The organism is Rahnella victoriana (assembly GCF_021276285.1).
Taxonomy (GTDB): Bacteria; Pseudomonadota; Gammaproteobacteria; order Enterobacterales; family Enterobacteriaceae; genus Rahnella; species Rahnella victoriana.
The window spans coordinates 4456403-4479145 of the sequence record NZ_CP089919.1; the positions used below are offsets into that span (position 1 = coordinate 4456403).

Annotated in this window: 21 protein-coding genes; 4 read left to right on the forward strand and 17 right to left on the reverse strand. The window is 53.8% G+C overall.

Going from position 1 to position 22743, the window contains the following annotated elements:
* Window positions 1–81: 81 nt before the first annotated feature.
* From J9880_RS20495 to J9880_RS20510, 4 genes are all read right to left on the reverse strand, one after another.
* Window positions 82–1497 (reverse strand): NAD-dependent succinate-semialdehyde dehydrogenase, encoded by a 1416-nt coding sequence (locus J9880_RS20495; protein ID WP_232769864.1) that lies wholly within the window; start codon window positions 1495–1497, stop codon window positions 82–84.
* Between the two features lie 99 nt (window positions 1498–1596).
* Window positions 1597–2409, reverse strand: coding sequence for a helix-turn-helix transcriptional regulator (locus J9880_RS20500; RefSeq protein ID WP_232769865.1), 813 nt, complete (start codon window positions 2407–2409; stop codon window positions 1597–1599).
* Window positions 2402–2590: a hypothetical protein gene (locus J9880_RS20505; protein ID WP_232769866.1), complete on the reverse strand. Its 189-nt coding sequence runs from the start codon at window positions 2588–2590 to the stop codon at window positions 2402–2404. Before J9880_RS20505 ends, J9880_RS20500 begins: the two co-directional genes overlap by 8 nt.
* A gap of 207 nt (window positions 2591–2797) precedes the next feature.
* Window positions 2798–2950 (reverse strand): Hok/Gef family protein, encoded by a 153-nt coding sequence (locus tag J9880_RS20510; RefSeq protein WP_095921582.1) that lies wholly within the window; start codon window positions 2948–2950, stop codon window positions 2798–2800.
* 326 nt (window positions 2951–3276) lie between these two features.
* Here J9880_RS20510 and J9880_RS20515 point away from each other — a divergent pair, with 326 nt between their 5' ends.
* A complete protein-coding gene (locus J9880_RS20515; protein WP_095921581.1) occupies window positions 3277–4590 on the forward strand; it encodes an NAD(P)/FAD-dependent oxidoreductase in 1314 nt (437 codons plus the stop codon).
* 41 nt (window positions 4591–4631) lie between these two features.
* Here the strand turns inward: J9880_RS20515 and J9880_RS20520 are convergent, their stop codons facing one another.
* The 4 genes from J9880_RS20520 to J9880_RS20535 all read right to left on the reverse strand — a co-directional run bounded on the left by J9880_RS20520 (window position 4632) and on the right by J9880_RS20535 (window position 8265).
* A complete protein-coding gene (locus J9880_RS20520) occupies window positions 4632–5288 on the reverse strand; it encodes a methionine ABC transporter permease (protein ID WP_095921580.1) in 657 nt (218 codons plus the stop codon).
* Window positions 5269–6423, reverse strand: coding sequence for a methionine ABC transporter ATP-binding protein (locus J9880_RS20525; protein ID WP_232769867.1), 1155 nt, complete (start codon window positions 6421–6423; stop codon window positions 5269–5271). The genes J9880_RS20520 and J9880_RS20525 overlap by 20 nt, the downstream gene beginning before the upstream one ends.
* Before the next feature lie 9 nt (window positions 6424–6432).
* The gene (locus J9880_RS20530; RefSeq protein ID WP_232769868.1) at window positions 6433–7275 is read right to left on the reverse strand and encodes a MetQ/NlpA family ABC transporter substrate-binding protein; all 843 of its coding nucleotides are present in this window, start codon (window positions 7273–7275) and stop codon (window positions 6433–6435) included.
* A 180-nt stretch (window positions 7276–7455) separates the two neighbouring features.
* Entirely contained in the window at window positions 7456–8265 is an 810-nt protein-coding gene (locus J9880_RS20535) for an AraC family transcriptional regulator (RefSeq protein WP_408637210.1), read from the reverse strand.
* Between the two features lie 155 nt (window positions 8266–8420).
* Here J9880_RS20535 and J9880_RS20540 point away from each other — a divergent pair, with 155 nt between their 5' ends.
* Window positions 8421–8828: a hypothetical protein gene (locus tag J9880_RS20540; RefSeq protein ID WP_232769869.1), complete on the forward strand. Its 408-nt coding sequence runs from the start codon at window positions 8421–8423 to the stop codon at window positions 8826–8828.
* A gap of 169 nt (window positions 8829–8997) precedes the next feature.
* On the opposite strand, the gene opgB is transcribed toward J9880_RS20540, so the two are convergent.
* The 6 genes from opgB to J9880_RS20570 form a co-directional block, all read right to left on the reverse strand.
* Complete coding sequence (gene opgB / locus J9880_RS20545) at window positions 8998–11304, reverse strand: phosphatidylglycerol--membrane-oligosaccharide glycerophosphotransferase (RefSeq protein WP_232769870.1); 2307 nt, start codon at window positions 11302–11304, stop codon at window positions 8998–9000.
* A 435-nt stretch (window positions 11305–11739) separates the two neighbouring features.
* Window positions 11740–12456, reverse strand: a complete 717-nt coding sequence (locus tag J9880_RS20550; protein WP_095921575.1) for an ABC transporter ATP-binding protein — start codon at window positions 12454–12456, stop codon at window positions 11740–11742.
* Window positions 12453–13346 carry an ABC transporter ATP-binding protein gene (locus J9880_RS20555; RefSeq protein ID WP_119826212.1) on the reverse strand — a complete coding sequence of 298 codons (894 nt, stop codon included), beginning with the start codon at window positions 13344–13346 and terminating at the stop codon, window positions 12453–12455. The genes J9880_RS20550 and J9880_RS20555 overlap by 4 nt, the downstream gene beginning before the upstream one ends.
* On the reverse strand, window positions 13343–14632 hold the full coding sequence (gene livM / locus J9880_RS20560; RefSeq protein ID WP_119826214.1) for a high-affinity branched-chain amino acid ABC transporter permease LivM: 1290 nt from the start codon (window positions 14630–14632) through the stop codon (window positions 13343–13345). The genes J9880_RS20555 and livM overlap by 4 nt, the downstream gene beginning before the upstream one ends.
* Window positions 14633–14642: 10 nt before the next feature.
* Window positions 14643–15557, reverse strand: coding sequence for an ABC transporter permease subunit (locus J9880_RS20565; RefSeq protein WP_119826216.1), 915 nt, complete (start codon window positions 15555–15557; stop codon window positions 14643–14645).
* A gap of 86 nt (window positions 15558–15643) precedes the next feature.
* Window positions 15644–16768 carry a branched-chain amino acid ABC transporter substrate-binding protein gene (locus J9880_RS20570; protein ID WP_095921571.1) on the reverse strand — a complete coding sequence of 375 codons (1125 nt, stop codon included), beginning with the start codon at window positions 16766–16768 and terminating at the stop codon, window positions 15644–15646.
* Window positions 16769–17175: 407 nt separating this feature from the next.
* Here J9880_RS20570 and J9880_RS20575 point away from each other — a divergent pair, with 407 nt between their 5' ends.
* Window positions 17176–17391 carry a YgdI/YgdR family lipoprotein gene (locus J9880_RS20575; RefSeq protein ID WP_133823536.1) on the forward strand — a complete coding sequence of 72 codons (216 nt, stop codon included), beginning with the start codon at window positions 17176–17178 and terminating at the stop codon, window positions 17389–17391.
* 113 nt (window positions 17392–17504) lie between these two features.
* Here J9880_RS20575 and hemB read toward each other — a convergent pair whose 3' ends face one another.
* From hemB to J9880_RS20590, 3 genes are all read right to left on the reverse strand, one after another.
* Window positions 17505–18479 (reverse strand): porphobilinogen synthase, encoded by a 975-nt coding sequence (gene hemB / locus J9880_RS20580; RefSeq protein WP_232769871.1) that lies wholly within the window; start codon window positions 18477–18479, stop codon window positions 17505–17507.
* A gap of 216 nt (window positions 18480–18695) precedes the next feature.
* On the reverse strand, window positions 18696–20795 hold the full coding sequence (locus J9880_RS20585) for a peptidase domain-containing ABC transporter (protein WP_095921568.1): 2100 nt from the start codon (window positions 20793–20795) through the stop codon (window positions 18696–18698).
* Window positions 20782–22068 (reverse strand): HlyD family secretion protein, encoded by a 1287-nt coding sequence (locus J9880_RS20590; protein WP_119826224.1) that lies wholly within the window; start codon window positions 22066–22068, stop codon window positions 20782–20784. Before J9880_RS20590 ends, J9880_RS20585 begins: the two co-directional genes overlap by 14 nt.
* Before the next feature lie 424 nt (window positions 22069–22492).
* Between J9880_RS20590 and J9880_RS20595 the strand changes: the two genes are divergently transcribed.
* Window positions 22493–22684 carry a hypothetical protein gene (locus J9880_RS20595; protein WP_013576041.1) on the forward strand — a complete coding sequence of 64 codons (192 nt, stop codon included), beginning with the start codon at window positions 22493–22495 and terminating at the stop codon, window positions 22682–22684.
* Window positions 22685–22743 lie beyond the last annotated feature (59 nt).

A 22743-nucleotide genomic window follows, 5' to 3' on the forward strand; every position in this document is an offset into this window, starting at 1 on the left:
TAGCGGATGCCTGTCATGATGAGATAACTCACTCATTTTACTGCTTATTCAACTGCATTTTTTCACGTGCCGATAACGCACTTAGTCAACTTTCTTTGCCCAAACTGCCTGAGCATTTGTGAATTCACGCAGGCCAAAGTGCGAGAGTTCGCGACCATACCCGCTCTTTTTCACACCACCAACAGGGATGCGTGCATTCGTGGCAGAAAATCCGTTGATGAATACGCCTCCTGTTTCTAAGCGTCTCGCGATTCGCTGGGCACGGGAAATGTCGCTGGTCCAAAGGTTGCCCCCTAAGCCGTAATCGCTGGTATTTGCCAGCTCAATGGCATGCTCGACGTCATCTGCGACAGTAATAGTTGCAACAGGGCCGAAGGTTTCCTCATCAAATGCAGCCATTCCCGGACCGACTTCACCCAGTACGGTAGGCTCATAGAAGTTGCCGGGGCCCGCGATTTTATTCCCCCCAAGAAGACGTGTCGCGCCGGCTGCGAGTGTTCGTTCTACTTGATGATGTAATTCATCACGCAAATCTTTTCGCGCCATGGGCCCGATTCTGTTTTGCGGGTCCTGCGGATCGCCAACCTTCAACTGTCTGACGGCCGCGATAAATTTTTGTGTGAATTCCTCCGCGATGGGTTTTTCCAAAATAAACCGTTTTGCGGCTAAGCACACCTGGCCCGCATTTTGGAATCGCGCTTCAACACCCGCGGTAACAGCCAAATCAATATTAGCGTCAGCGAGCACAATAAATGCGTCTGAGCCACCTAGCTCAAGCAAGCTTTTTTTCAATGCTTTGCCTGCAATCGCCGATACGGCAGACCCCGCCCGCATACTCCCCGTCAATGTCACTGCGGCAATGCGATCATCCTCAATCACTTTTGCAACAGTTTCGTTATCAGCAATAAGATTGGCGAATAAACCTTTAGGGAAGCCCGCGCTCTCATAAGCATCCTGCAAAGCATAGGCAGAGCCCATCACATTGGGCGCATGCTTGAGGATAAAACCGTTACCCGACAGCATAATCGGGCCCGAAGCGCGAATGACCTGCCATAAAGGGAAGTTCCAGGGCATGACGGCCAAAATTGAGCCAATGGGCAGATAGGAGACATGTACCTGATCGTCATTTTCGACAGAAACAGGTTCATCTGCGAGGATTGCCGGGCCATTGCTGGCAATCCAATCAATTGTCGCTGCACACTTCTCAACTTCTGCGCGGGCTGCTGCCAGTGTTTTCCCCATTTCAGCGGTGATGATCGCTGCCAAAGTACCTGAACGCTCGCGCAGAATCGCTGATAAACGACGATAAGCTTCTACGCGTTTCGGCATGGGAGTAGCACGCCACAACCGAAAAGCCGCGTTATTACCTGCCAGCATGCCTTCTACTTCGTCAGCAGTTTGAAATGCATAAGTCGCGATCAACTCGTCCGTCGCAGGATTACGTGATGTCGCGACATCAGGAGAAAGCGTATTCTGTGTGACATATTGGGATGACATAGTTTTTGCCTCATAAACGGTTTAAGAGAAGCACGTTGTGTGCTTCGATAAAATTCAGTTTAGGCAGGTCGAATCATCCCTGGAAGGCGTCTTGTTATCCTATGACCGGGAGTCACAGGCAACGTGTCGGGGAATATAGGTCACCAGAGAAAGGTCGGGTCTCCCCTCTGGCGTGAGTGCAACGTAGGTAAATTCAATATGTCCGGAAGTGGGATGCAAAAGCCGCTTGCTCCCCTCTCCCATGCCTTTCACTTCCGTATCCAGCCACCACTCCTTGAATTCCGGGCTTTTTTCAGAGAGTTCTTCAATGAGATGGTCAAAAGGCTTTTTGTCCTGAGCATGGGCACGTGACGCGCGGAAAACGGAGATCATCCCTCGTGCCATCTGCTCCCAATCCAGGATCTGCGTGCGATACGGACGATATAGAAACAGCAGTCGCAACGTATTACGCTCATGAGGTTCCAGCGAACCATAATCAATAAACAAATCAGCAATAGCATCATTCCAGGCGAGAATATCAAGTCGGGCATTTCTCACATATGCCGGAATGGGATCGATAGCGCGCACTAAACTTTTCAGGCCATCACTCACACCATCCGCGAGGGGATGGGGTACCGGCTCTTCGCGCGGTGAAAGGGCAAAAAGATGGGATGATTCGATTCTGTTAAGTTTAAGAACTTTGGCTATACGCTGGAGTGCATCTGCCGAAGGTTTAATCTCTCTCCCCTGCTCGAGCCAGGTATACCAGCTCACACTGACTCCAGCCATGACGGCGACTTCCTCACGACGTAAACCGGGTGTACGGCGAGTGCCCTGCTGCATGCCGAAGTCCTGAGGATTAAGACGTGCGCGCCGGCTTACAAGGAAAGCACCGAGTTCACGACGCTGCTCTGACGTGGTTTTTTTAACCATAATAGTCTGCCTGTAAATGATGCGTGAAAAACTGCTCGAGGTGGTCCACCGCCTGACCGACGTATTCCGGGACGTCGTACATCTGATAATGGCGCGCGGCTGGGATTTCAAGGACCGGCTGTGTGAGCAGGATTTCCGCCAGATGGAAAGCATCGAAGCCAAGAATTAACGCATCACTCAAGTAATGCCGGCGATTAGTGGAGTTTGCGTGTTGTCCGCGCTCAGTTCGGTAGTAAGTTATAGCAGGCATTTACCACCGAGAGACTAATAAAAAAGGGGTCATTCTGGTGGTCTTGACAGAATGAGGAGAAAAAAGGAAAAGAACGGGTGCCTGAGGTCAACATACGTTGGCAACATCGTAAAAGGTGGGGCGAACCCCACCTTACGGTTAGCTCTTAATTTCGTAGCTTAAGACTGCCGCAATTTCTGTCATGCCCTGTTTGATATGCAATTCGCAAAGCGAATCCCGTACCATCCAGGTCCAGGCCAAAAGCGTGAAACAAATCACGATGAGGCCATGTAACACAAGCTTTCGCGACATCTTGCCCTCCGTTGCATTTCTGCTTTTAAGAGGCTATCCTCATGCTGTCTAGGTATGAAGTAATAGCCTCGGGTAGATTGAAAAAATTTCCCCGGGGCTTTCGTCTTATATGCCTCGAACAACACTGCTCAAGCCAGACAAGCCTCAAGCACCCGCGCGCATTCTACCAGTCTTCCCTCTCTGTATTTCGATGTTTTATTGTTCACTTTGTCCTAATTTTCACCCGCTTACACGTTCCTGTATTATCCTTTTCTCTAATCGGCATTAGACATCTATACGGCTATCACTTAGGATTGAACCACCTGGGATAACTGCCTGATGCCACGATGAAAATTAAACACCTACCTCTTGATCAGAATATTAATGGCTGGGCCGCGCTGCGGGATGAGACACGTCGTTACCCGGCCTTGCGTGGCCCGGTCACCGCCGACTGGCTGGTGATTGGCGCCGGATTTGCCGGACTGGCGTTTGCCCGCCGTATTGCGGAACTTCGCCCTCACCAGCACATTGTTGTGCTCGAAGCGCTGGATGTGGCGGATAACGCATCGGCACGAAATTCGGGTTTTGTGATTGATTTGCCGCACACCGTGGGCAGCACATCAGCGGAACTGGAGCATGCCAATGCGTATCGCCGCCTGTTGCAGTACGGATTGAGTCATCTGAAACACACCGTCGACCGCCATCACATTGAATGTGACTGGCTGAATTCGGGGAAATATCACTGCGCGGTAAGCGAGCAGTTTGACGGTGAAATCGCGCATTATCAGCAGGAGCTTACCACTCTCGGCGAGCACTTCGAACTGCTGGACAGAGCCGCGCTCAGGCAGCGGCTGGGCACAAGTTTTTACCGCAGCGCGGTGTATACGCCCAACTGTATTCTGGTCAATCCGGCGGCGCTGATCAGCGGACTGGCGGACACCTTGCCGCCGAATGTCACGGTATACGCCAATTCTCCGGCCTTACAGATTGATACGCAGGGCACGATCCGGGCGCAAACGCCACACGGCGAAGTGCGCGCCGATAAGCTGATGCTGGCGATCAATGGCGCCGCGCGCGGTCTCCCGCTGTTCAAAGGCAACGTGTTTGCCATGTCGACATTCGCCACCCTGACGGAACCCCTGACGCCGGAACAGCGCGCGCTGATCGGCGATATTGCGCCGTGGGGGTCAACACCCGTCAATGCGCTGGCGGGCGCGACGCTGCGCTATACCTCTGACCACCGTTTCCTGATCCGCGAACACGTCAACTTTACACCGGGGCTGGTGACCGGTGCCGTTGAAACCGGTCGCCATGCGCACCGACATCAGCGGTTGTTTGCGCGCATTTACCCGCAGTTGCAGGACGTGAACATGGCGTATACCTGGTCGGGGCTGATCAGCATCACGCGCAACGGCGCGCCGGTATGGGGGAAAATTGCCGACAATGTTTATTCGTCTGCAGGATGTAACGGTTCAGGCAGTTCAAAACAGAGCGCATTCGGGCGTCTGCTGGCAGAACATGCCCTGAATGAAGATAATCCGTTGCTGGCGGATATGCAGGGGATCGGACGCGCCAGTTATCTGCCGCCGCGCCCGTTGCTGGATGCCGGAGTGAAAGGCTTTATGGCGCGGGAACGGTGGCGTTCCCGCAGCGAACTCTGAGAGATGTACAAAGCCGGTCGTCGTCATGACAACCGGCTTTTTTAATGCCGTTTATCGACCCGCGCCACGATGCGATCGCCCAGCCACTGAATACCGCACACCATCACAATCAGCACGACGATCACCTCAATCATCACAACCGTTTCGAAACGCTGATACCCGTAACGGATCGCCAGATCGCCCAGCCCGCCCGCGCCGATAGCGCCCGCCATGGCGGAAGCGCCAATCAGTGCCACCAGCGTGACCACAAATCCGGAAAGAATGCCCGGCAAGGCTTCCGGGATCAGAACGTCCCAGACAATGCGCAGCTTACTGGCTCCCATCGCCCGCACGGCGTCGATCAGTCCGCGATCAACATCCCGCAACGACACCTCCGCCACCCGCGCAAAATAGGGTGTAGCGGTAATAGAAAGCGGAACAATCGCCGCCCAGGTGCCCAGCGACGTGCCCACCAGAAAACGGGTCACCGGGATCAGCGCCACCAGTAAAATAATAAACGGCAGCGAACGGAAACCGTTGATCACCAGCCCGAGCGAGCGGTTCACCCAGCGGTTTTCAGCAATGCCGCCCGGACTGCTCATCACCAGGATAAGCCCCAGCGGCAAACCGGCAATCAGGGAAAACAGGCCGGAAATCGCCGTCATCAGCAAGGTGTCTTCGACAGCGTTAATCAGTAAATCAATCATGACCGGAGACATAACCTGTCAGCTCCACGGTGGCCTGGTGCTGTTGCAGCCAGTGTAAAACGGCCTGCTCAGCGGCGGCATCCTGTACCGGCACTGAGAAGAAGAAACGAACCACGGCGTAATGCTGGATATGGTCCACCCCGCCCTGGATCAGACGGAATTTTCCCGGCAACGCGATAGCCATCAGCGTGAGGATTTCCCCCTGCCTGCCCTGCTCCGCATATTGCACGCTGTAAATCGCCTCGCCTTTTCGCACCGGTGACAGACGTTCTGCCAGTGCTTCCGGCAATTGCGGCAGTAATCCCTGTAACAACGTCCGGGTCAGCGGTGATTGCGGATGAGCAAATACCTGCCACACCGGCCCTTCTTCGATAATTTCACCGTCATTGATCACGGCCACTCGATGCGCAATTTTTTTGATCACTTCCATCTCATGAGTGATCAGCAAAATGGTGATGCCGAGTGTCTGATTAAGCGATTGCAGGAGCGAAAGGATTGAACGGGTAGTTTCAGGATCCAGCGCGGATGTGGCTTCGTCACAAAGTAAAAGGGCAGGATTCGCCGCCAGTGCGCGGGCAATTCCGACGCGCTGTTTCTGGCCGCCGGAGAGTGCCGCCGGGTAATTTTTCGCTTTGTCTGCCAGCCCGACCAGCGCCAGCAATTCTGCCACCCGCGCCTGCCGCCGGGCCTTGTCATATCCGGCGATTTTCAGAGGCAGCGCCACGTTCTGTTCAACCGTTTTGGCCGAAAGCAAATTGAAATGCTGGAACACCATGCCGACGCGGCTGCGCACCGACTGCAAAGCTTTCTCGTTCAGACCGGTGATCGCGCGGCCTTCGATTTCAATCACTCCGCTGTCCGGCTGTTCCAGTCCGTTGAGACAGCGGATCAGGGTCGATTTGCCTGCGCCGCTGCGCCCGATAATGCCCACGATTTCGCCCCGCCGGACGGTCAGGGAGACATCTTTCAGCGCCTGCGTGGTGCCGAAGTGGCGGCTGACGCGGTCGAGACGCACGACGTCATGCGCCTCCCCGCGGTTCGGCTTCAAACTTTCCGCTGCAAACTGCCCGGCGTCAGCCGGGCGGGCATGGGCGGTTTCTGAAGGCGTCGCCGTGAAATGCACGCCGGTTTCAGAGAGGGTCGTCATGCTGAATCCTTACCAGGCGGAAACGCCAGTGCCTTTATAGACCTTATCAAACACCTGTTTGACGGCGTCATTCTGGTAAGAACTGACCAGTGTCTTCACCCACGGCGCATGCACATTTTCGGTTTTCACCGCGATAAAGTTGTTGTACGGATTGTCTTTTACCGGTTCCTGCGCAATGCGATCGGCTGGCGTCAGGCCACTTTTCAGCGCCCAGTCGGTGTTCACAATCGCGGCATCCAGATCCGGCACGGAGCGACCGATAATGCCGGAATCCAGTTCTTTGATGGTGACGTGGCGTGGATTTTCGGTGATATCTGCCGTGGTAGCGAAAATACCGGCACCCGGCTTCAGTTTAATCACACCGGATTGCTGAAGCAGGATCAGGCCGCGTGCTTCGTTCGCCGGATCGTTGGGCACGCCAATCACCGCGCCGTCTTTCAGTTCGTCGGCAGTTTTCACTTTTTTGGAGTACAGACCAATCGGCCAGACGGCGGTATCCCCGACGCGCACGATATCGTAGTGATTCACTTTGATCTGATTATCGAGGAAAGGCTGATGCTGGAAGGCATTGGCATCCACTTCCCCGTTTTGCAGCGCCTCGTTAGGCTGGTTGTAATCGTTGAAGATCACCGGTTTTACGGTCAGACCTTTTGCTGCGGCCTGTTTAACCACTTCGCGCCAGACATCTTCATCCTCACCGCTGATAATGCCGACCTTGATGGTGGTTTTATCGGCGGCCTGCGCGGCACTCAGCGGTGCCAGCACGCTGCCGAAAATCAGCACCGCAGACGTTGCAGCCAGTAAAAAAGCGCGGTTAAGGCGGGTCTTAGTTTTAGTCAATTTCGTGCGCATTGCGTATCCCCAAAAGTATGATGAGAGGCCTGCACAGGGCTGTGTTTCCGTGCAGGAATTTGGCGAGTATACCCATCGGCATATTTCTTTATAATATTGTTTTAATGATAGTTATTTCGGAAATGAATAACTGAAATGGCATAGCAAATCGATAAAAATGCTAAGGCACACGGGCGGGGTTTACTGGCGTTCGGCGAGGTATCTGGCGGGCGGTTTTCCGACCGTTTTGCGGAACATAGTGACAAAGCCGCTGGCATTCTCGTATCCGAGATCCAGCGCGACGGTCTGCACGCTTTCCCCCTGCGACAACCGCTGAAGCGACAAAATCACATGCAACTGCCGGCGCCACTGGCCAAAGCTCATGCCGATTTCCTGCATCAGCAAGCGGCTCATGTTGCGCTCGCTCATGCCAATCTGCGTCGCCCAGTCCCGCAGCAGAATTTTATCTGACGGGTTCGCCAGCAGCAGCGCGCTCAGGCGTCGTAACCGCGCATCCTGCGGCATTGGCAGGTGTAACCCTTCAACCGGCGCGGCAGAAATTTCATCGAGCAGCGTGGCGATCAGCCGCCCTTCGCGCCCCTGTTCCGCATACAGTTCGGGAAATTGGGTCGCTTTGAGCATCAGTTCACGCAGTAAGGGCGAGACGGCAATTGTGCAGCATTCCTGCGGCAAATCCACTGCCGTACCCGGTTCGATAAACAGGCAGTAGCATTCGGTTTCGCCCGTACCGCGCGCCGAATGTGGCAGATTGCCGGGGATCCACACCGCGCATTGCGGCGGCACAATCCATGTCCCCTGATCGACTTCACAATTGAGGATGCCGCGCAGTGTATAAAAAAGCTGTGCCCGGCGATGGCTGTGTCGGGCATATTCCCAGTTTTCTGACGCCACTGTGGCGTTCAGCAACACGACGGGTCGCGGCACATTATCGACATCAAACGTGCCGGAAGGTTGACTGAGCGACGTGGCGGTCAGCGACACCGACATCATAACCCCCTCTCCCGGCGTGACCCGGCAGTGTGGCCGGATTGAACAACAGTCTGGCGATTCTGTGCAATGACGCCCTGCCAGCGGGTCAGATAAGGTGATGGTCTTTGCGGGCAATGCATGCTGCGCCGCCCGTTCTTACCTACAGGAGCCTCATCATGCTTATTAATGCCGGGCAATTTCCCATCGTCAGGGTGCAGTTTAATGCCACGTCGGTTCATGCCGCGAATCAGTCGCCGTTCGCCGATTTTGATGCCCTGCTTGACCGCAACCAGCCGTTCGTCTTTATTAACGATGAAGGTCTGGGCAGCGAGCGCCATGAGCAATCGCAGGAGGAAATGCAGGCGATTGTGCTTTGGCGTAAGAAGAACCGCCATGCCCTGCGCGAGCGGGTAAAAGGCAGTATTTATATTGAACCGGATACCGCCAACCGTATGGCCGCAGAAAGCTTTGCCCGCACGTACGAGAAATTCTGGGGCTATCCGATGCTGATTGTCGCCGACGAAAATGAAGCCCTTGCGCTGGCGCAAAAGATCCTGACTGATTGTCATGTATCCCCGCAGTGAGCTGGCTGAAAAGTCAGATGCCTGACTGATTGTTTTTTGAGAGTGATTCTCATTAGCAGAATATCAGTCAGTATGGTGAAAAGTCCACCCGGCCATTTATCAGGTAAAGTCAGCGTTAACGGCCATAAAAAAACCCGCCGGAGCGGGTTTTTTTATGGCGGACGGCGGATTATGACTGCGGATCCACCGGCTGAACCTCTAGAGACACCATACCGATGCCCAGTTTGCGTGGCTGGAAGCCACCGCTGGTGCCTTCGGTCGGCTCGGTCGGTTCCGGTGGCGTGATCACAATGCTCTGCGCCGCACCGGGGTTGGTGAATTGGACTTTTACGATGCCGTCTTTGTCGCCAAAGGTGACAAACTGCTCCTGATCACCGACGCGGACAGACACCGGTTTATCGATATTGTTGCCGTAAGCGCGGGCGCGGATCACCACGTCAAAAGTGGCTGGCAGCGGTTTGACATAGTCAATTTGCACCGACGGCGCCAGATTGGCATCAGACCAGCGTCCCCAGTTTTCAACAGAGGAAACCCCGGTGATGGCTTTCACCTGTTCCGGCAATCCCGGCACCATAAAGGCGATGGCTTTCGACTGATACGTTGTGGCGGAATCGTCAATGTTCAGGGTTTTCAGGGTTTGCTGATAAATCGCATTGCTGCCTGAGGTGTCCTTCGCGAAGTCCACTTTACCTTTGAACGTATCGCCGGTGACCTGCACGATGGTCGGTTTCGCGCCCAGATTGCCGGACGCCACACACAGGCCGGTATTGAGCGACAGTTCCGGCGCCCAGACGCGCCCCATTTCGTAGCATTTATCCACCCAGACAAAGTTATCGCTGGTGGCCAGTCCGGCCAGCTGTTTTTTCAGCGGCGTGGACAGATAGACATCAAACATCGGTTCGATTTTGTCTGCCGTGACTTTCAGGATGAACGGCGTTTTGATGGTCATGCCGGAGAACGTGAACGTGTTGTCTTTGGTGTTCACCGCGTAATGATTAATGCTGTTCGGGAAGCCCCACTGTTTGATGACCGCCGGTTTCCAGGCATTCACTTTGTCATCGATATTCAGGAACTGCGCGGTCATGGAGGTTGCAGACACACCACTGCGGCCCAGACCGATGTAGTTATCGCCGCCCATCATATCCAGCACCGTCGCACCGTTATCCAGCGTGCTGCGTTTCGCGCCATTCTGATCGCCGACCGGATGACGCCCATCGAGCACGAAGAACAGGTCTTTGCGGTTTTCTTTGGTCAGAATGCTGTAAGCCGTGTTGTTCATCGCCAGATGATCGGATGACACCACAATGATGGTGTTATCAAAATAACCGGACTTTTTAATCTTATCGATAAACGCGGCAATCAGTTCCTGACTACAGGAAACCGCACTCAGCGACTGATTGGCTTTTCCGTTCACTTTATATTCCTTGCGGGTACAACCGCGCGAAATAAAGCCGTCCGGATGATGGGTATCGACGGTCAGCGTGAACAGTGAGAACGGTTTGCCTTCCTGACTCAGCGTCACGAATTTTTTGTACACCTCATCCAGCAGGGTATCGTCATACCAGCCCCAGTCATTTTTGTATGACGGATCCGCGACGGTCGGACGCAATTCGTTGTAGCCATAAAGATGGTCAAAACCATGGGATTTCAGGAAGGTGCCTTTACCGGCAAACGCCAGCTCTGCGCCCTGATAGAAGTAGTTGGTGTAGCCTGCGCCTTTGAGCACATCGCCAAGACAAACGTTTTCAGGGTAGAAGGTCGCCAGTGCGCTGGAGGCATTGCCATCAAACGGCGCAAACAGCGGGATCCCGCACTGCGAAGCCACCATACCTGCGATGGTATAACCGGTGCCCGGCAGCTGTTTGGTATTGGTGAAATCGGTGCTTTGCGCTTTATGACGGCTTAATTCCGTGGTCAGCCCCGGAAATACTTTATCGTCAAAATAAGTGCGCTCCAGACTTTCGCCATAGATATAAACCAGATTCGGTTTTTTCGCGCCTTTAATAATTTTTTCCGGCACTTTGTAATAGGTATCGAAATCTGCGCCGTTGCCGGTGATTTGCGTTTTCACCAGACGGGAAATGTTCTGGAATGCCTGCGTGGATCCCACCGAGAAGACCGCCAGCACCACCGCCAGTACGCTGTACACCACGCTGCTGTTCTTCGCGCGACGTTGTCTGAGGCACCACGCCAGCAAGGTGAAGACGGCGATAAGTCCGGCCAGTAAGCCGATGAACGGTAAGATGTATTTGTTCAGCCCTGCGCCTTTCAGGCTGCTGGTGACGGTATATAACACCGCATCGGTGATACCTTCACCGGTGAAGTAATTGCTGCCAATCAGGATGACGTTGAGGATGACGTATAGCCCGAGGAAAAACAGCACCAGCGAAAACCAGACACGACTGGCCGACGCCCGGGTGACGTATAAAAAAATAGAGGAAAGAAATAAAACAAAAGAAAATATCTCAGAAGCCATTTCAGCACCCTGTCTGATTAAACAATAAACTCAACGACCCAATTCTGCTGTTTTGAGAGCAGCGCCGACGGTTCAACTCATCGAGCGAATGACCCGTTAGTCATTCACTTCATCCTTGAGACAGGAAAATTCATGCCAAAAACGGATAGCGCTATATAGCCTGTTGAACCTGTGAGGGTCAACGTCCTAACCCTGATTCAGGTCACTGATTTGCCCTATAAAACTGACATTTTACAAATTATTGACGGCTAATTTCGCATGATAACTCAGAAATTTAACTTTATAGTCACCTTTCTGTAAGAAATGCATGATAGCTGAATACTGTGGGAGAAATGTGGAGGGAGATCGGAAATGATGAAATTCAGAATAATTCCTTTCAGGTGCCACCCGCTGCCCCCGCCAAAATAATGGCAGTTGCAGCAAGGCGGCAGGGGATCAGATCCCGCCTAAGTAGGCCTTGCGGACTTCCTGATTATGTAAAAGTTCTTCCCCGGAACCACTCAGCCGGATCTGTCCGTTGACCATCACATAGCCGCGATCAGACAGCTTCAGCGCATGATGGGCATTTTGCTCGACCAGAAAAATGGTCATGCCGCTTTTGGCCAGCTCACGCAGCGTCTGGAATATCTGTTTAACGATAATCGGTGCCAGCCCGAGACTGGGTTCATCGAGCAGTAACAGTTTCGGACGGCTCATCAGCGCGCGGGCAATCGCCAGCATTTGCTGCTCACCCCCGGACATGGTCATCGCCCGTTGTTTACGGCGTTCTTTCAGACGCGGGAACAAATCAAACATGGTTTGCAGATCTTCCGCAGCGTATTTGTTGCCGACGGGAATGGTGCCCATCAGCAGGTTTTCTTCCACGGTCATATCCGGGAAAACACGCCGCCCTTCCGGCGACTGCGCAATGCCTGCCGAGGCCACAAAGTGCGTCGATTTACGGCTGATATCCTCGCCGCGAAACAGGATCTGCCCGCTGTGCAGGCGGGGCTGTCCAAATATCGACATCAGCAGCGTCGATTTTCCGGCACCGTTCGCACCAATCAGCGCCACGGTTTCCCCCTGATTCACCTGCAAAGACACCTGTTGCAGCGCCTGGATCGCGCCGTAATACACATTCACATCACGAAATTCCAGCATGGCGTCACTCATAAGCTGACCTCTTCGTCTTCATCAGCACCGAGATACGCGGCAATGACTTTCTCATCGTTCTGAATCGCCTGCGGCCCCCCTTCTGCAATCACATCGCCGTGATCAAGCACGATAATATGATCCGAAATCTCCATCACCATGCCCATATCATGTTCAATCAGCAGTACGGTGATGTCGTGATGATCGCGCAGGAAGCGGATAATTTTGCTCAGCGTGCGGGTTTCTACCGGATTCAGTCCGGCGGCCGGTTCATCGAGGCAGATCATTTCCGGCGCGGTACACATCGCGCGGGCAATCTCCAGACGGCGCTGCTGGCCGTAAGACATTTCCCCCGCCAGCCGGTTGGCGCAGTCCACCAGCTCCACCACTTCAAGCCAGTAAAATGCCCGGTCCAGTGCCTGATTTTCGGCACGGCGATAGCCCGGCGTATTGAGCACGCCGGCAATCAGATTACGGTTGGTCTGCATGTGCTGCGCCACCAGCAGGTTTTCAATCACCGACATTTCGCGAAACAGCCGGATATTCTGGAAAGTGCGTGCCAGTCCGGCGCGGTTAACCAGATGGGTGCCGCCGAACATTTTGTAGAAAATCCGTTTGCCCAGTTGTGCCGGTTTAACCCAGTCATCCGGCTGGAATTTCTGCCCGAGGATCTGAATCACATTGGTGGTGCGACGGCGCGTATTCAGCAAAATATTACCGCCGGACGCTTTATAAAATCCGGTCAGGCAGTTGAAGACCGTCGTTTTTCCGGCACCGTTCGGGCCGATCAGTGCGGTGATCGACCCGCGTTTCACCGCCAGGTTCACATCGTTCAGCGCCTTAATGCCGCCAAAATGCATACGTAAATGTTCCACGCTCAGGATAGTGTTATCCGCAATTGCTTCGCTCATGGCGCGACTCCCTTACGCACGGTAAACCCGCTGCGGCTGATGCGGATCAACCCGCGTGGTCGCCAGATCATCATCACCACCATCAGGACGCCAAACAACAGGACGCGGTATTCAGCAAAGCTGCGCAACAGTTCCGGTGCCACGGTCAGCACAAATGCTGCCAGCACCACGCCGATGGTCGAGCCCATGCCGCCCAGCACCACAATCGCCAGGATCAGCGCGGATTCAAAAAAGGTAAATGAGGTCGGATTCACGAATCCCTGATAGGTGGCGAAAAACACGCCCGCAATACCGGCGGTAGAGGCCCCGAGGGTGAATGCCGACAGTTTGACCAGCACATGATTCAGCCCCATCGCGCGACAGGCAATTTCATCTTCCCGCAGTGCTTCCCACGCCCGCCCGATCGGCATACGGGTCAGACGGTGTTTAATAAACAGCACCAGCAACACCACCAGAACCAGCACGGCGTAGATGAAGATAAACTTCATATTCGGGTTATAGGTGAGGTGGAAAAACTCGTGAAAAGGTACGCCGCCCTCTTTTGCCCGCCTGCCGAATTCCAGCCCGAAAAAGGTCGGCGGCGGCGCGGACACGCCGTTAGGCCCGCCGGTGAACGACAGCCAATTGGTCAGCACCAGACGGATGATCTCCCCGAAACCGAGGGTCACAATCGCCAGATAATCGCCGTGCATGCGCAGCACAGGGAAACCGAGCAAAGCCCCGGCCAGCGCCGCCATCACCGCCGCCAGCGGCAGCATCGACCAGAAGCCGAGGCCGAGATACTGATACCCGAGCGCCAGCCCGTAAGCCCCGATGGCGTAGAACGCCACGTACCCCAGATCGAGCAAACCGGCCAGACCGACCACGATATTCAGGCCGAGTCCGAGCAGCACATAAATCAGCCCCAATATCGCGACGGTCAGAATGTATTTGGTGGCGACGAACGGGAAGAAAATCGCCAGCACCAGCAGCAGCGGGATAATCCAGCGCAAATTGCTTTTGTGATCCGGTGGCCGGACATACACGCCTGCGCTGTCCGATTCGAAACGCGCCCGCATTTTCTGTCCCTTCGCCGTTTCTAAAAAGGCACTGAGCAGAAAACGCCCCACCATCACCGCGGCAATAATCCATACCAGCCGCTGCGTGTGGAAGTTAAAGCTGTAGCCATCAAGCACCACGCCGACCACCGGCCCGAAAATAATCAGCGCCACCAGCCCGGCAAAAACAGCATCCAGCACACAGCGTTTCAGTGAAAAGCCGCTGTTTACAGCAGTTTGTGTCGTCATTTTTTTCCCCTCACACTTTCGTCACGACCGGACGGCCCAGCAGGCCCTGAGGGCGGAAAATGAGGATCACCACCAGCAATCCAAAAGAGAACACGTCTTTGTAATCGGAATTCACCATGCCCGAGAATTGCGCTTCCGCAATGCCCAGAATCAGCCCGCCGAGCATTGCGCCCGGTAACGACCCGATGCCGCCGAGTACCGCCGCCGTAAAGGCTTTGATGCCGATGATGAAACCGGCGTAAAAATCGAAGGTGCCGTAGTTCATGGTCACCAGAACCCCGGCCAGCCCGGCCATCGCCGCGCCAATCATAAAGACCAGCGAGATAATGCGGTCAGTGTTAATGCCGAGGATCGAGGCCATCTTTCTGTCCTGCTGCACCGCACGACACATCCGCCCGAGTCTGGTGTGACTGATAATCCATGACAGGACCAGCATCCCCACCAGCGAAGCCACCAGAATGAAAATTTTGGTGTAGGTCATCTGTACAAAACTCTCGCCGATATGGAAACGGAATGCCCCATCCAGCATGGTCGGAATGCCCTGTTGTCGTGGTCCCTGACTGATTTGTGCGTAGTTTTGCAGAATAAGCGACATGCCGATGGCGGAAATCAGCGGCGCGAGGCGTGTGGAATTTCGCAGCGGTTTATAGGCAATGCGTTCAATCGCCCATCCGTACACCCCGGTCACCACGATGGTAAACACCAGCGTGCCGAGGATCAGCAGCGGAAAAGAGTGCAAGCCGAAGAAGGAGAGCAGCGCCAGCGCGATGGCACAGAGGTAGGCCGAAATCATATACACTTCGCCATGCGCGAAGTTGATCATGCCGATAATGCCATAAACCATCGTATAGCCGATGGCGATCAACCCGTAAACAGCGCCCAGCGTGATGCCATTAAACAACTGTTGCAGAAAGAATGAATCCATAAATACGCAGTCTCGTTTTGTGACCGCGCCTGGCTAAGGCGCGGTCTGACACGGGTTCAAAATGGCAAATAAGAGTGCTTTATCCTTTATTCTTTCACTTCCTGATATTTGCCTTTGTCATCCCATTTATAGACCACGTAATCCGAGACTTTCAGATCGCCTTTACTGTCCCAGGCTTTTTTGCCCATGACGGTATCGACACTGTTGGCTTTCAGCCATTCACTGGCTTTGGCGGAATCGCTGCCGCCGGTGGCTTTGAACGCCGCCGCTATGGCCTGAACTGACGCATAGGAATACAAGGTGTAGCCTTCCGGCTCGAACTTGCTGGCGCGGAATTTATCGATTACTGCTTTGCCTTCCGGGATCAGACGCGGGTCTTTGCCGAAGGTCATCAGAATGCCGTTGGTGTATTGCGGACCGCCTGCGGCAGTCACCATTTCTTCGTTCACGATGCAGTCACCGGAGAAGAATGTGGCCTGGACGCCCTGCTCACGCATCTGGCGCACCAGCGGACCGGCTTCCGGATGACAGCCGCCGAAGAACACCACATCCGGTTTCTGCGCGCTGATTTTAGTGACCAGCGCGTTAAAGTCTTTTTCGCCACGCGACAGACCTTCATACATCACTTCTTTCACGCCACGCTTGTTGAGCGCCGCTTTGGTGGCATCCGCCAGCCCCTGCCCGTAAGTGTCCTTGTCATGGATGATGACCACTTTTTTGGCTTTCAGCTTATCGATGATGTAATCACTGGCAACCTGCCCCTGCTGGTCGTCACGTCCGCACATGCGGAACATGTCGCTCATGCCGCGTTCGGTAATTTGCGGGTTGGTCGATCCCGGCGTGATAGCAATAATTCCGGCGTCGTTGTACACCTCAGACGCAGGCATGGTGGAAGAGGAACAGAAATGCCCGACCACCGCCTGCACTTTATCCTGATCGACCAGCCGGTTAGCCACCGCGACCGCCTGTTTTGGTTCGCAGGCGTCATCGCCCTGCACCAGTTTGATTTTCTCGCCGTTGATTCCGCCAGCGGCATTAATGTCTTCCGCTGCCTGTGTGGCGCCATGCCAGTACTGATCGCCATAGGTGGCGTTCGGGCCGGTGAACGGGCCAGCCACGCCAATCACAATATCCGCACGCGCGGAAAAAGCGGTGACCAGACAACCTGCCAGCAAAAGAGAAAGAGGACTTTTCATAAATTTCATCGACATCATCATGATCCTTAGCACTGAGTTTGAGGGTAAACCGGAACTAAAAAGACACATCTGAAGCAGCAATCTGAAATTTAACGCACCAGCAACGGACGGAGGTCTTCCCGCAAGTTCTCCGAAGGTAAAAACATCAAAGGTAAGAAATTTCTGCGGTACAGGACGTAAGCAAAATATCTGCCAGTGTTACGGAACCTCTGAGAATGTTACGGGTTATGTGAGTATAGATAGCGGCAGGCGAGCGTTACGGGCAACTGACAGAAACAACGACGGGATCACATCGCACCGCACTGGTGCACATTTTCCTGTTTCCACGCACTATTACGCTTAGTGACATTTTTATTCTTTGCTTCTTACGGCGGGTTGTTTTGTAATGCGGGCAGATGATTGCAAAGGGAAACGACTGAACAATGAAGAAATTATCCTGCCTGACGGCTGCGGTTCTGGCGCTGACATTGACCGGCTGTGCTGGTGATTACGTGATCAACACCAAATCCGGTGACCAGTTTTTCGCCCACGGCGAACCCGATCGTGACCGCGATACCGGCATGACCAGCTACACCGACATGAACGGCGATTATCATCTGATGAATACCAACGATATTGCGGGCATTGTGAAGAAGTAGCCTTTACGGGCAAATAAAAACCGGGCAATTGCCCGGTTTTGTATTTTTAGAACACTGTTCTCAACCCCAAAATCATTCGGGTCGCAGCAAGGTGGCTTGAAGGAGGAAGGGGATCACAGCCCGTTTTCAGCGATATCCATCGCAAAGTACGTCAGGATAATGTCTGCGCCTGCACGTTTAATCGCGCCCAGGCTTTCACGCACCACGGCGCGTTCATCGATAGCACCGGCTTGTGCCGCGAACTTGATCATCGCGTATTCACCGCTGACCTGATAGGCCGCCAGTGGCAGACGGGAAGCTTCGCGGATATCGCGGATCACATCCAGATACGCGCCAGCCGGTTTGACCATCAGCGCATCGGCGCCTTCCTGCTCGTCGAGCAACGATTCACGCACGGCTTCGCGGCGGTTCATCGGGTTCATCTGATATTGCTTGCGGTTGCCTTTCAGCACGCTGCCGCCCGCTTCACGGAACGGTCCGTACAGGGAGGACGCGAACTTGGTGGAATACGCCATGATCGAGGTATCAATAAAACCGGCTTCATCCAGCGCACTGCGGATCGCCTGTACCTGACCGTCCTGCGCCGCAGAAGGTGCGATGAAATCTGCGCCCGCCGCAGCCGCAACCACAGCCTGTTTGCCGAGGTTGATCAGCGTCGCGTCGTTATCCACGCCGTGATCATGCAGTACGCCGCAATGGCCGTGTGAGGTGTATTCGCAGAAACAGGTGTCGGACATGACGATCATTTCAGGCACGGTGTCTTTACAGATACGCGCCATACGCGCGACCAGACCGTTTTCGTTCCAGGTGTCGCTGCCGGTGGCATCCATGTGATGCGAAATACCGAAGGTCATCACCGAGCGGATACCGGCGCGGGCATAGCGTTCGATTTCAAACGCCAGACGGGATTCAGGGATGCGCAGCACACCGGGCATGGCTTCGATGAGTACGTATTCAGAGGTCTCTTCTTCTACGAAAATCGGCAGTACCAGATCATTGACGCTAAATTCAGTTTCCTGAAAAAGAGTGCGCAGGGATTCGGACTGTCTCAGGCGGCGAAGGCGTGAGCTCGGGAACTGATTCGACATGAAAACTCCTAAAAATTAATCTGTTGCGCTGATATTTTTGAGAAACAGGAGCGCAGACAGTTCAGACGGCAGGAGGCAATGCAGCGCCGTCAGACGATGAAGCCCGCATTTTATAATAACTTTTAAACAAATGATGAACTTTCCGTGAGGAGATGTAACAGAGGCCGCATTTTATCGCCGGCGATCCCACCGGCTGGGATCGCCTGAAGGAAGGAGTTAACCGAGTTTGATCTCGCGATCTGCTGAGGCAATCGTTGATGGCCGGTGCGCGATAAATATCCGCGTAATATCCAGTTCGCTGATGGCCTGATTAATGCGCATTTCGTTATCCAGATCGAGATGGCTGGTGGCCTCGTCGAGGAATAAAATGGCCGGACGGCGATACAGTGCGCGGGCGATCAGCAAACGCTGTTTCTGACCGCCGGACAGGCTGCCGCCCAGTTCGCTGATCAGCGTTTCATAGCCCATCGGCATGCGTTCGATATCGTCGTGGATGTTGCAACGGCGCGCGCAGTCGATAATACGCGCTTCATCTTTCTGTTCGTCGAAACTGGCAATGTTCTCGGCGATAGATCCGGCGAACAACGTATCATCCTGTAACACACAGGCGATGCAACTGCGGTAATTGTTCAGTCCGGCGGTGGTGATATCCATGCCGTTGATCAGAATGCGGCCTTCAGTGGGGGTCAGCAAACCGGTCATAATTTTCATCAGCGTGGTTTTACCCTGCCCCGACGGCCCGGTGATCGCCACACTTTCCCCCGCCGCCACCGACAGATTCAGGCCGTTAATCAGCGGCGCGGAAAGGCTGTCATACTGAAACACCAGATCCCGCACTTCCAGCGACGCCGCCTCGCCCGCCCGCAGTAACTCACGCTCCGGTAACGATTTTTCGGTGTCGGTCAGCGCGATATCCGCGATACGGTCGCGGTGCAGGGAAAGCATCCGCAGCTGCAGCACCATATTCAGCAGATTGGCCGCGCGTTCGGAGAACTGCCCGCGATAGGTGTTGAAGGCCACGAACATCCCGAGCGTCATATGGCCGTCAATGACCTGCGTCGCCCCCAGCCACAACAACGCCACCTGATCGAGGGTGGCGATCAGCGTGTTACCGCCGGTGAACATCATCTCAAACTTGGTTTTGCGCACCGTTGCATTGGCGTTATCAATGTTCAGATTGAGCCAGAAATTAGCGCGGGCTTTCGACAACCCGAGCGCTTTCAGCGTGCTGATGCCGTACAGCGTTTCCATAAAGTGCGAACCGGCGCGGGCGCCTTTAACGATCTGCTCCTCGGAAACCTGCCGGTAAGCGTTATAAGTGGTCAGACGGAACACGACATAAATCGCCGTAAATCCGAGGATCACCCAAATCAGCCAGCCACCGTATAACACCATCATCACGATCAGTCCGACCGACATAATGCCGTCGATAATGCTGTTCACCACGTTGGTGGTCAGCGTGGTGCGCAGTGTATCGAGCGAGGTAAAACGCGACTGAATATCGCCAAGTTTGCGTTTCTCAAAATAATCGAGCGGCAGTTTCATCAGATGGTCGAACAGGCGCGCCTTCCATTGCACGTCAATCAGCGTACTCATCACCAGCGACGTCCAGGCGCGCAGCATACTGACGCCGGTACGGAAAATAATGAAGAACAGCAGACCGAGACAAATCAGGGTCAGTAAATCCGGGTCTTTCGCCGGGATCACGTGGTCCATCACCAGTTGCATGCCGACCGGCAGCAGCAGGTTGACCGATTCGATCATCAGCGACAGGCAGAAGATTTTGGTCAGCGCCGGGATCAACCCGCTGACGTTGCCCATCATTTTGCGCAGATCCAACCTGACACGCGGTTTTTCTGAGGTGAAACCGTTGTCCGGCCACAGCTCCAATGCCACGCCGGTGAAGTGCTCGGACACTTCGCGCATACCCAGCGACCGGCGGCCAAAGGCCGGATCGTGAATGATGACTTTGCCCTGCTTAACGCCGACCAGTACCACAAAATGATTGAGATCCCAGTGCAAAATGCACGGCGTTTTCAGCGCGTTCAGCTCGTCGATATCCAGCTTCAGGGCGCGGGATTTCATCTCATTGGCCGTGGCGATATCCATCAGGGTGCGCAGCGTCGCGCCGCGTGAGGAGATGCCGTAGCGCTGGCGCAGACTCTGCAAATCGACATGTTTGCCGTGATAGCCGAACACCATCGCCAGACTCGCCAGCCCGCATTCGGCGGCTTCGGTTTGGATAATCTGTGGCACCCGGTGGCGCCAGCTAAAGTGCAGGCGGTCAGCCAGCTCCCGTACGTTATCGAGATTCATTGATTGGCCCCACCACGCTTTTCTTCATGCTGTAATACGGAGACAACATCCACTGATACAGCGGCCTTTTCTCCAGGAATAATGTCGATTCGGCTTTCATGCCGCTGGATAAATTCAGCGTCTCGCCGTGCCAGTCCATGGCTTTTTTATCCAGTGACACAATCACTTTGTAATAGGGGCCGCTGACCGTGCCGTTGGCGGTGCGCGGTGCGCTGGCGTAGGAATTCAGCTCCTGCTCAGAAACCGGTGCGGAAGAAATCGATTCCACCTTGCCGGGGAACTGACCGTATTTTTCAAACGGATAGGCTTCATAACGGATATTAATGTGCTCGCCCGATTTCACGTAAGGCACACTTTCGTTCGGCAGCCAGGCCACCAGGAAGAACGGAGAATTACTGGCCGGAACCAGTTGCGCCAGACTGTCACCGGCGTTAACCATCTGTCCGGGCGTGACACTCAGCGAGGAGATTTTGCCGGAGGTTGGCGCGGTGATCAGCAATGAACCTCTGGCATCGGCCTGCGCCAGTTGACGCTCGAGGTCATTGCGCTGGTAACCGTATTGCGAAATCTGGTTATCAAACTCGGCGGCGCGGGTGACCAGTTCACTGCGCAGATTAGTGATCTGCAACGCTTCCTGAATCGCCTGCGTATTCAGGCTCTGGAATGAAGTTTGCTGCTGATAAAACAGGTAACGCTGATTATTCAGCTGGTCGGTATTGATCAGCCCTTTCTTCTGATACGCGCCATAGTTCTGCATGCTTTTCTTCATGGCATCCAGCCCTTCCTGCGCGGAATCCACCATACTTTGCGAAACCTCATGCGCCTTCTGATACTGGTCGAGTTGCTGTTGCAGATTTTGCAGCGTTTCCTGCTTGTTATGCTCCAGCTGCGCCACGATGGAATCGATTTGCTCGCGTTGTTTTTTGATGGCGGCCAGTGTGGTGGTGCTGACGTTCCCGGCCTGCGTTACCCGGCTGACATCGATTTCATACAGCGGCTGGCCTTTTTTTACCGGCTTGCCCGTTTCCACGTACAATTTCGTCACCACCCCTTGCTCAGGGCTGAACAAATTGATGCTGTGCGGCTGGGTGATTATTTCACCGCTGACATTAATGCGGCGGGTATAGTTGGCAAAGATCAGGAAAATCAGTAAGGCGAACAGGAAAAGTGCAGTCAGCGAGGTCACGATCCATAAAGGCCAGCCCGCGAGTAATAACGCCTTACCCGCCCAGTGGCTTTGCTGATGTTCATTCACCTCTTTACGAAAGAGCATATTTTATAAGTCCGGAAAAACAGGCTGAAAAACAGAATCTTTGAAAGATAGCAGCCCGCACTCCCTCTGCCACCGCGATTACTCTGAAACAGAAAAAACCTTATTTCTGTTCAGTTACGGATGCGCTGTCATATTAGTTTACATCCGGAATCACAATTAAAAACCCTCACCTCATGATGATTATTTTTTGCCCGTAAAATTAATCATTCAGATTTCCTTAAGGATTAATGATTATTTAAAACAGGGGGTTATATTTAAAATTCCACTTAGGAGATTATTCCTAGTCAAATTCAATCCGCAGTGCTCTAGGCTTAATCCCTGTGAAGACATTGCGTAGAAATTATCTCCATAGACTTACTCAATGTTTTCATCGCCCCCGGTATTTAAGGGGACTTGCTTTAACAGATTAAAAGGAAGGCCTAAGATGAAACAATTAACAGAACATGATATTGAAATGGTTAATGGTGCGGGTTGGTCGGAAGATGTGAATAAAGTTGCCGATCGCCTATCAAACTTTGGTCAGGACGCGGTAAGTGACACCAGTAATGCGGTGAACAAGGCGTATTCACAAATTTCCGATGGTCTTGCTAAAGCACAGAACTATCTGACAACCTAGTTTATAAACGGCTTTCGTTTTATAGAAAGTTTATTTATAAGCAACTCAGTCAGAGTAAT

What these genes read in the sequence shown, in the direction of transcription:
- J9880_RS20495 (WP_232769864.1), bottom strand. Translation starts at nt 1,497, where the DNA reads ATGTCATCCCAATATGTCACACAGAATACGCTTTCTCCTGATGTCGCG.
- J9880_RS20500 (WP_232769865.1), bottom strand. Translation starts at nt 2,409, where the DNA reads ATGGTTAAAAAAACCACGTCAGAGCAGCGTCGTGAACTCGGTGCTTTC.
- J9880_RS20510 (WP_095921582.1), bottom strand. Translation starts at nt 2,950, where the DNA reads ATGTCGCGAAAGCTTGTGTTACATGGCCTCATCGTGATTTGTTTCACG.
- J9880_RS20515 (WP_095921581.1), top strand. Translation starts at nt 3,277, where the DNA reads ATGAAAATTAAACACCTACCTCTTGATCAGAATATTAATGGCTGGGCC.
- J9880_RS20520 (WP_095921580.1), bottom strand. Translation starts at nt 5,288, where the DNA reads ATGTCTCCGGTCATGATTGATTTACTGATTAACGCTGTCGAAGACACC.
- J9880_RS20525 (WP_232769867.1), bottom strand. Translation starts at nt 6,423, where the DNA reads ATGACGACCCTCTCTGAAACCGGCGTGCATTTCACGGCGACGCCTTCA.
- J9880_RS20530 (WP_232769868.1), bottom strand. Translation starts at nt 7,275, where the DNA reads ATGCGCACGAAATTGACTAAAACTAAGACCCGCCTTAACCGCGCTTTT.
- J9880_RS20535 (WP_408637210.1), bottom strand. Translation starts at nt 8,265, where the DNA reads ATGATGTCGGTGTCGCTGACCGCCACGTCGCTCAGTCAACCTTCCGGC.
- J9880_RS20540 (WP_232769869.1), top strand. Translation starts at nt 8,421, where the DNA reads ATGCTTATTAATGCCGGGCAATTTCCCATCGTCAGGGTGCAGTTTAAT.
- opgB (WP_232769870.1), bottom strand. Translation starts at nt 11,304, where the DNA reads ATGGCTTCTGAGATATTTTCTTTTGTTTTATTTCTTTCCTCTATTTTT.
- J9880_RS20550 (WP_095921575.1), bottom strand. Translation starts at nt 12,456, where the DNA reads ATGAGTGACGCCATGCTGGAATTTCGTGATGTGAATGTGTATTACGGC.
- J9880_RS20555 (WP_119826212.1), bottom strand. Translation starts at nt 13,346, where the DNA reads ATGAGCGAAGCAATTGCGGATAACACTATCCTGAGCGTGGAACATTTA.
- livM (WP_119826214.1), bottom strand. Translation starts at nt 14,632, where the DNA reads ATGACGACACAAACTGCTGTAAACAGCGGCTTTTCACTGAAACGCTGT.
- J9880_RS20565 (WP_119826216.1), bottom strand. Translation starts at nt 15,557, where the DNA reads ATGGATTCATTCTTTCTGCAACAGTTGTTTAATGGCATCACGCTGGGC.
- J9880_RS20570 (WP_095921571.1), bottom strand. Translation starts at nt 16,768, where the DNA reads ATGTCGATGAAATTTATGAAAAGTCCTCTTTCTCTTTTGCTGGCAGGT.
- J9880_RS20575 (WP_133823536.1), top strand. Translation starts at nt 17,176, where the DNA reads ATGAAGAAATTATCCTGCCTGACGGCTGCGGTTCTGGCGCTGACATTG.
- hemB (WP_232769871.1), bottom strand. Translation starts at nt 18,479, where the DNA reads ATGTCGAATCAGTTCCCGAGCTCACGCCTTCGCCGCCTGAGACAGTCC.
- J9880_RS20585 (WP_095921568.1), bottom strand. Translation starts at nt 20,795, where the DNA reads ATGAATCTCGATAACGTACGGGAGCTGGCTGACCGCCTGCACTTTAGC.
- J9880_RS20590 (WP_119826224.1), bottom strand. Translation starts at nt 22,068, where the DNA reads ATGCTCTTTCGTAAAGAGGTGAATGAACATCAGCAAAGCCACTGGGCG.
- J9880_RS20595 (WP_013576041.1), top strand. Translation starts at nt 22,493, where the DNA reads ATGAAACAATTAACAGAACATGATATTGAAATGGTTAATGGTGCGGGT.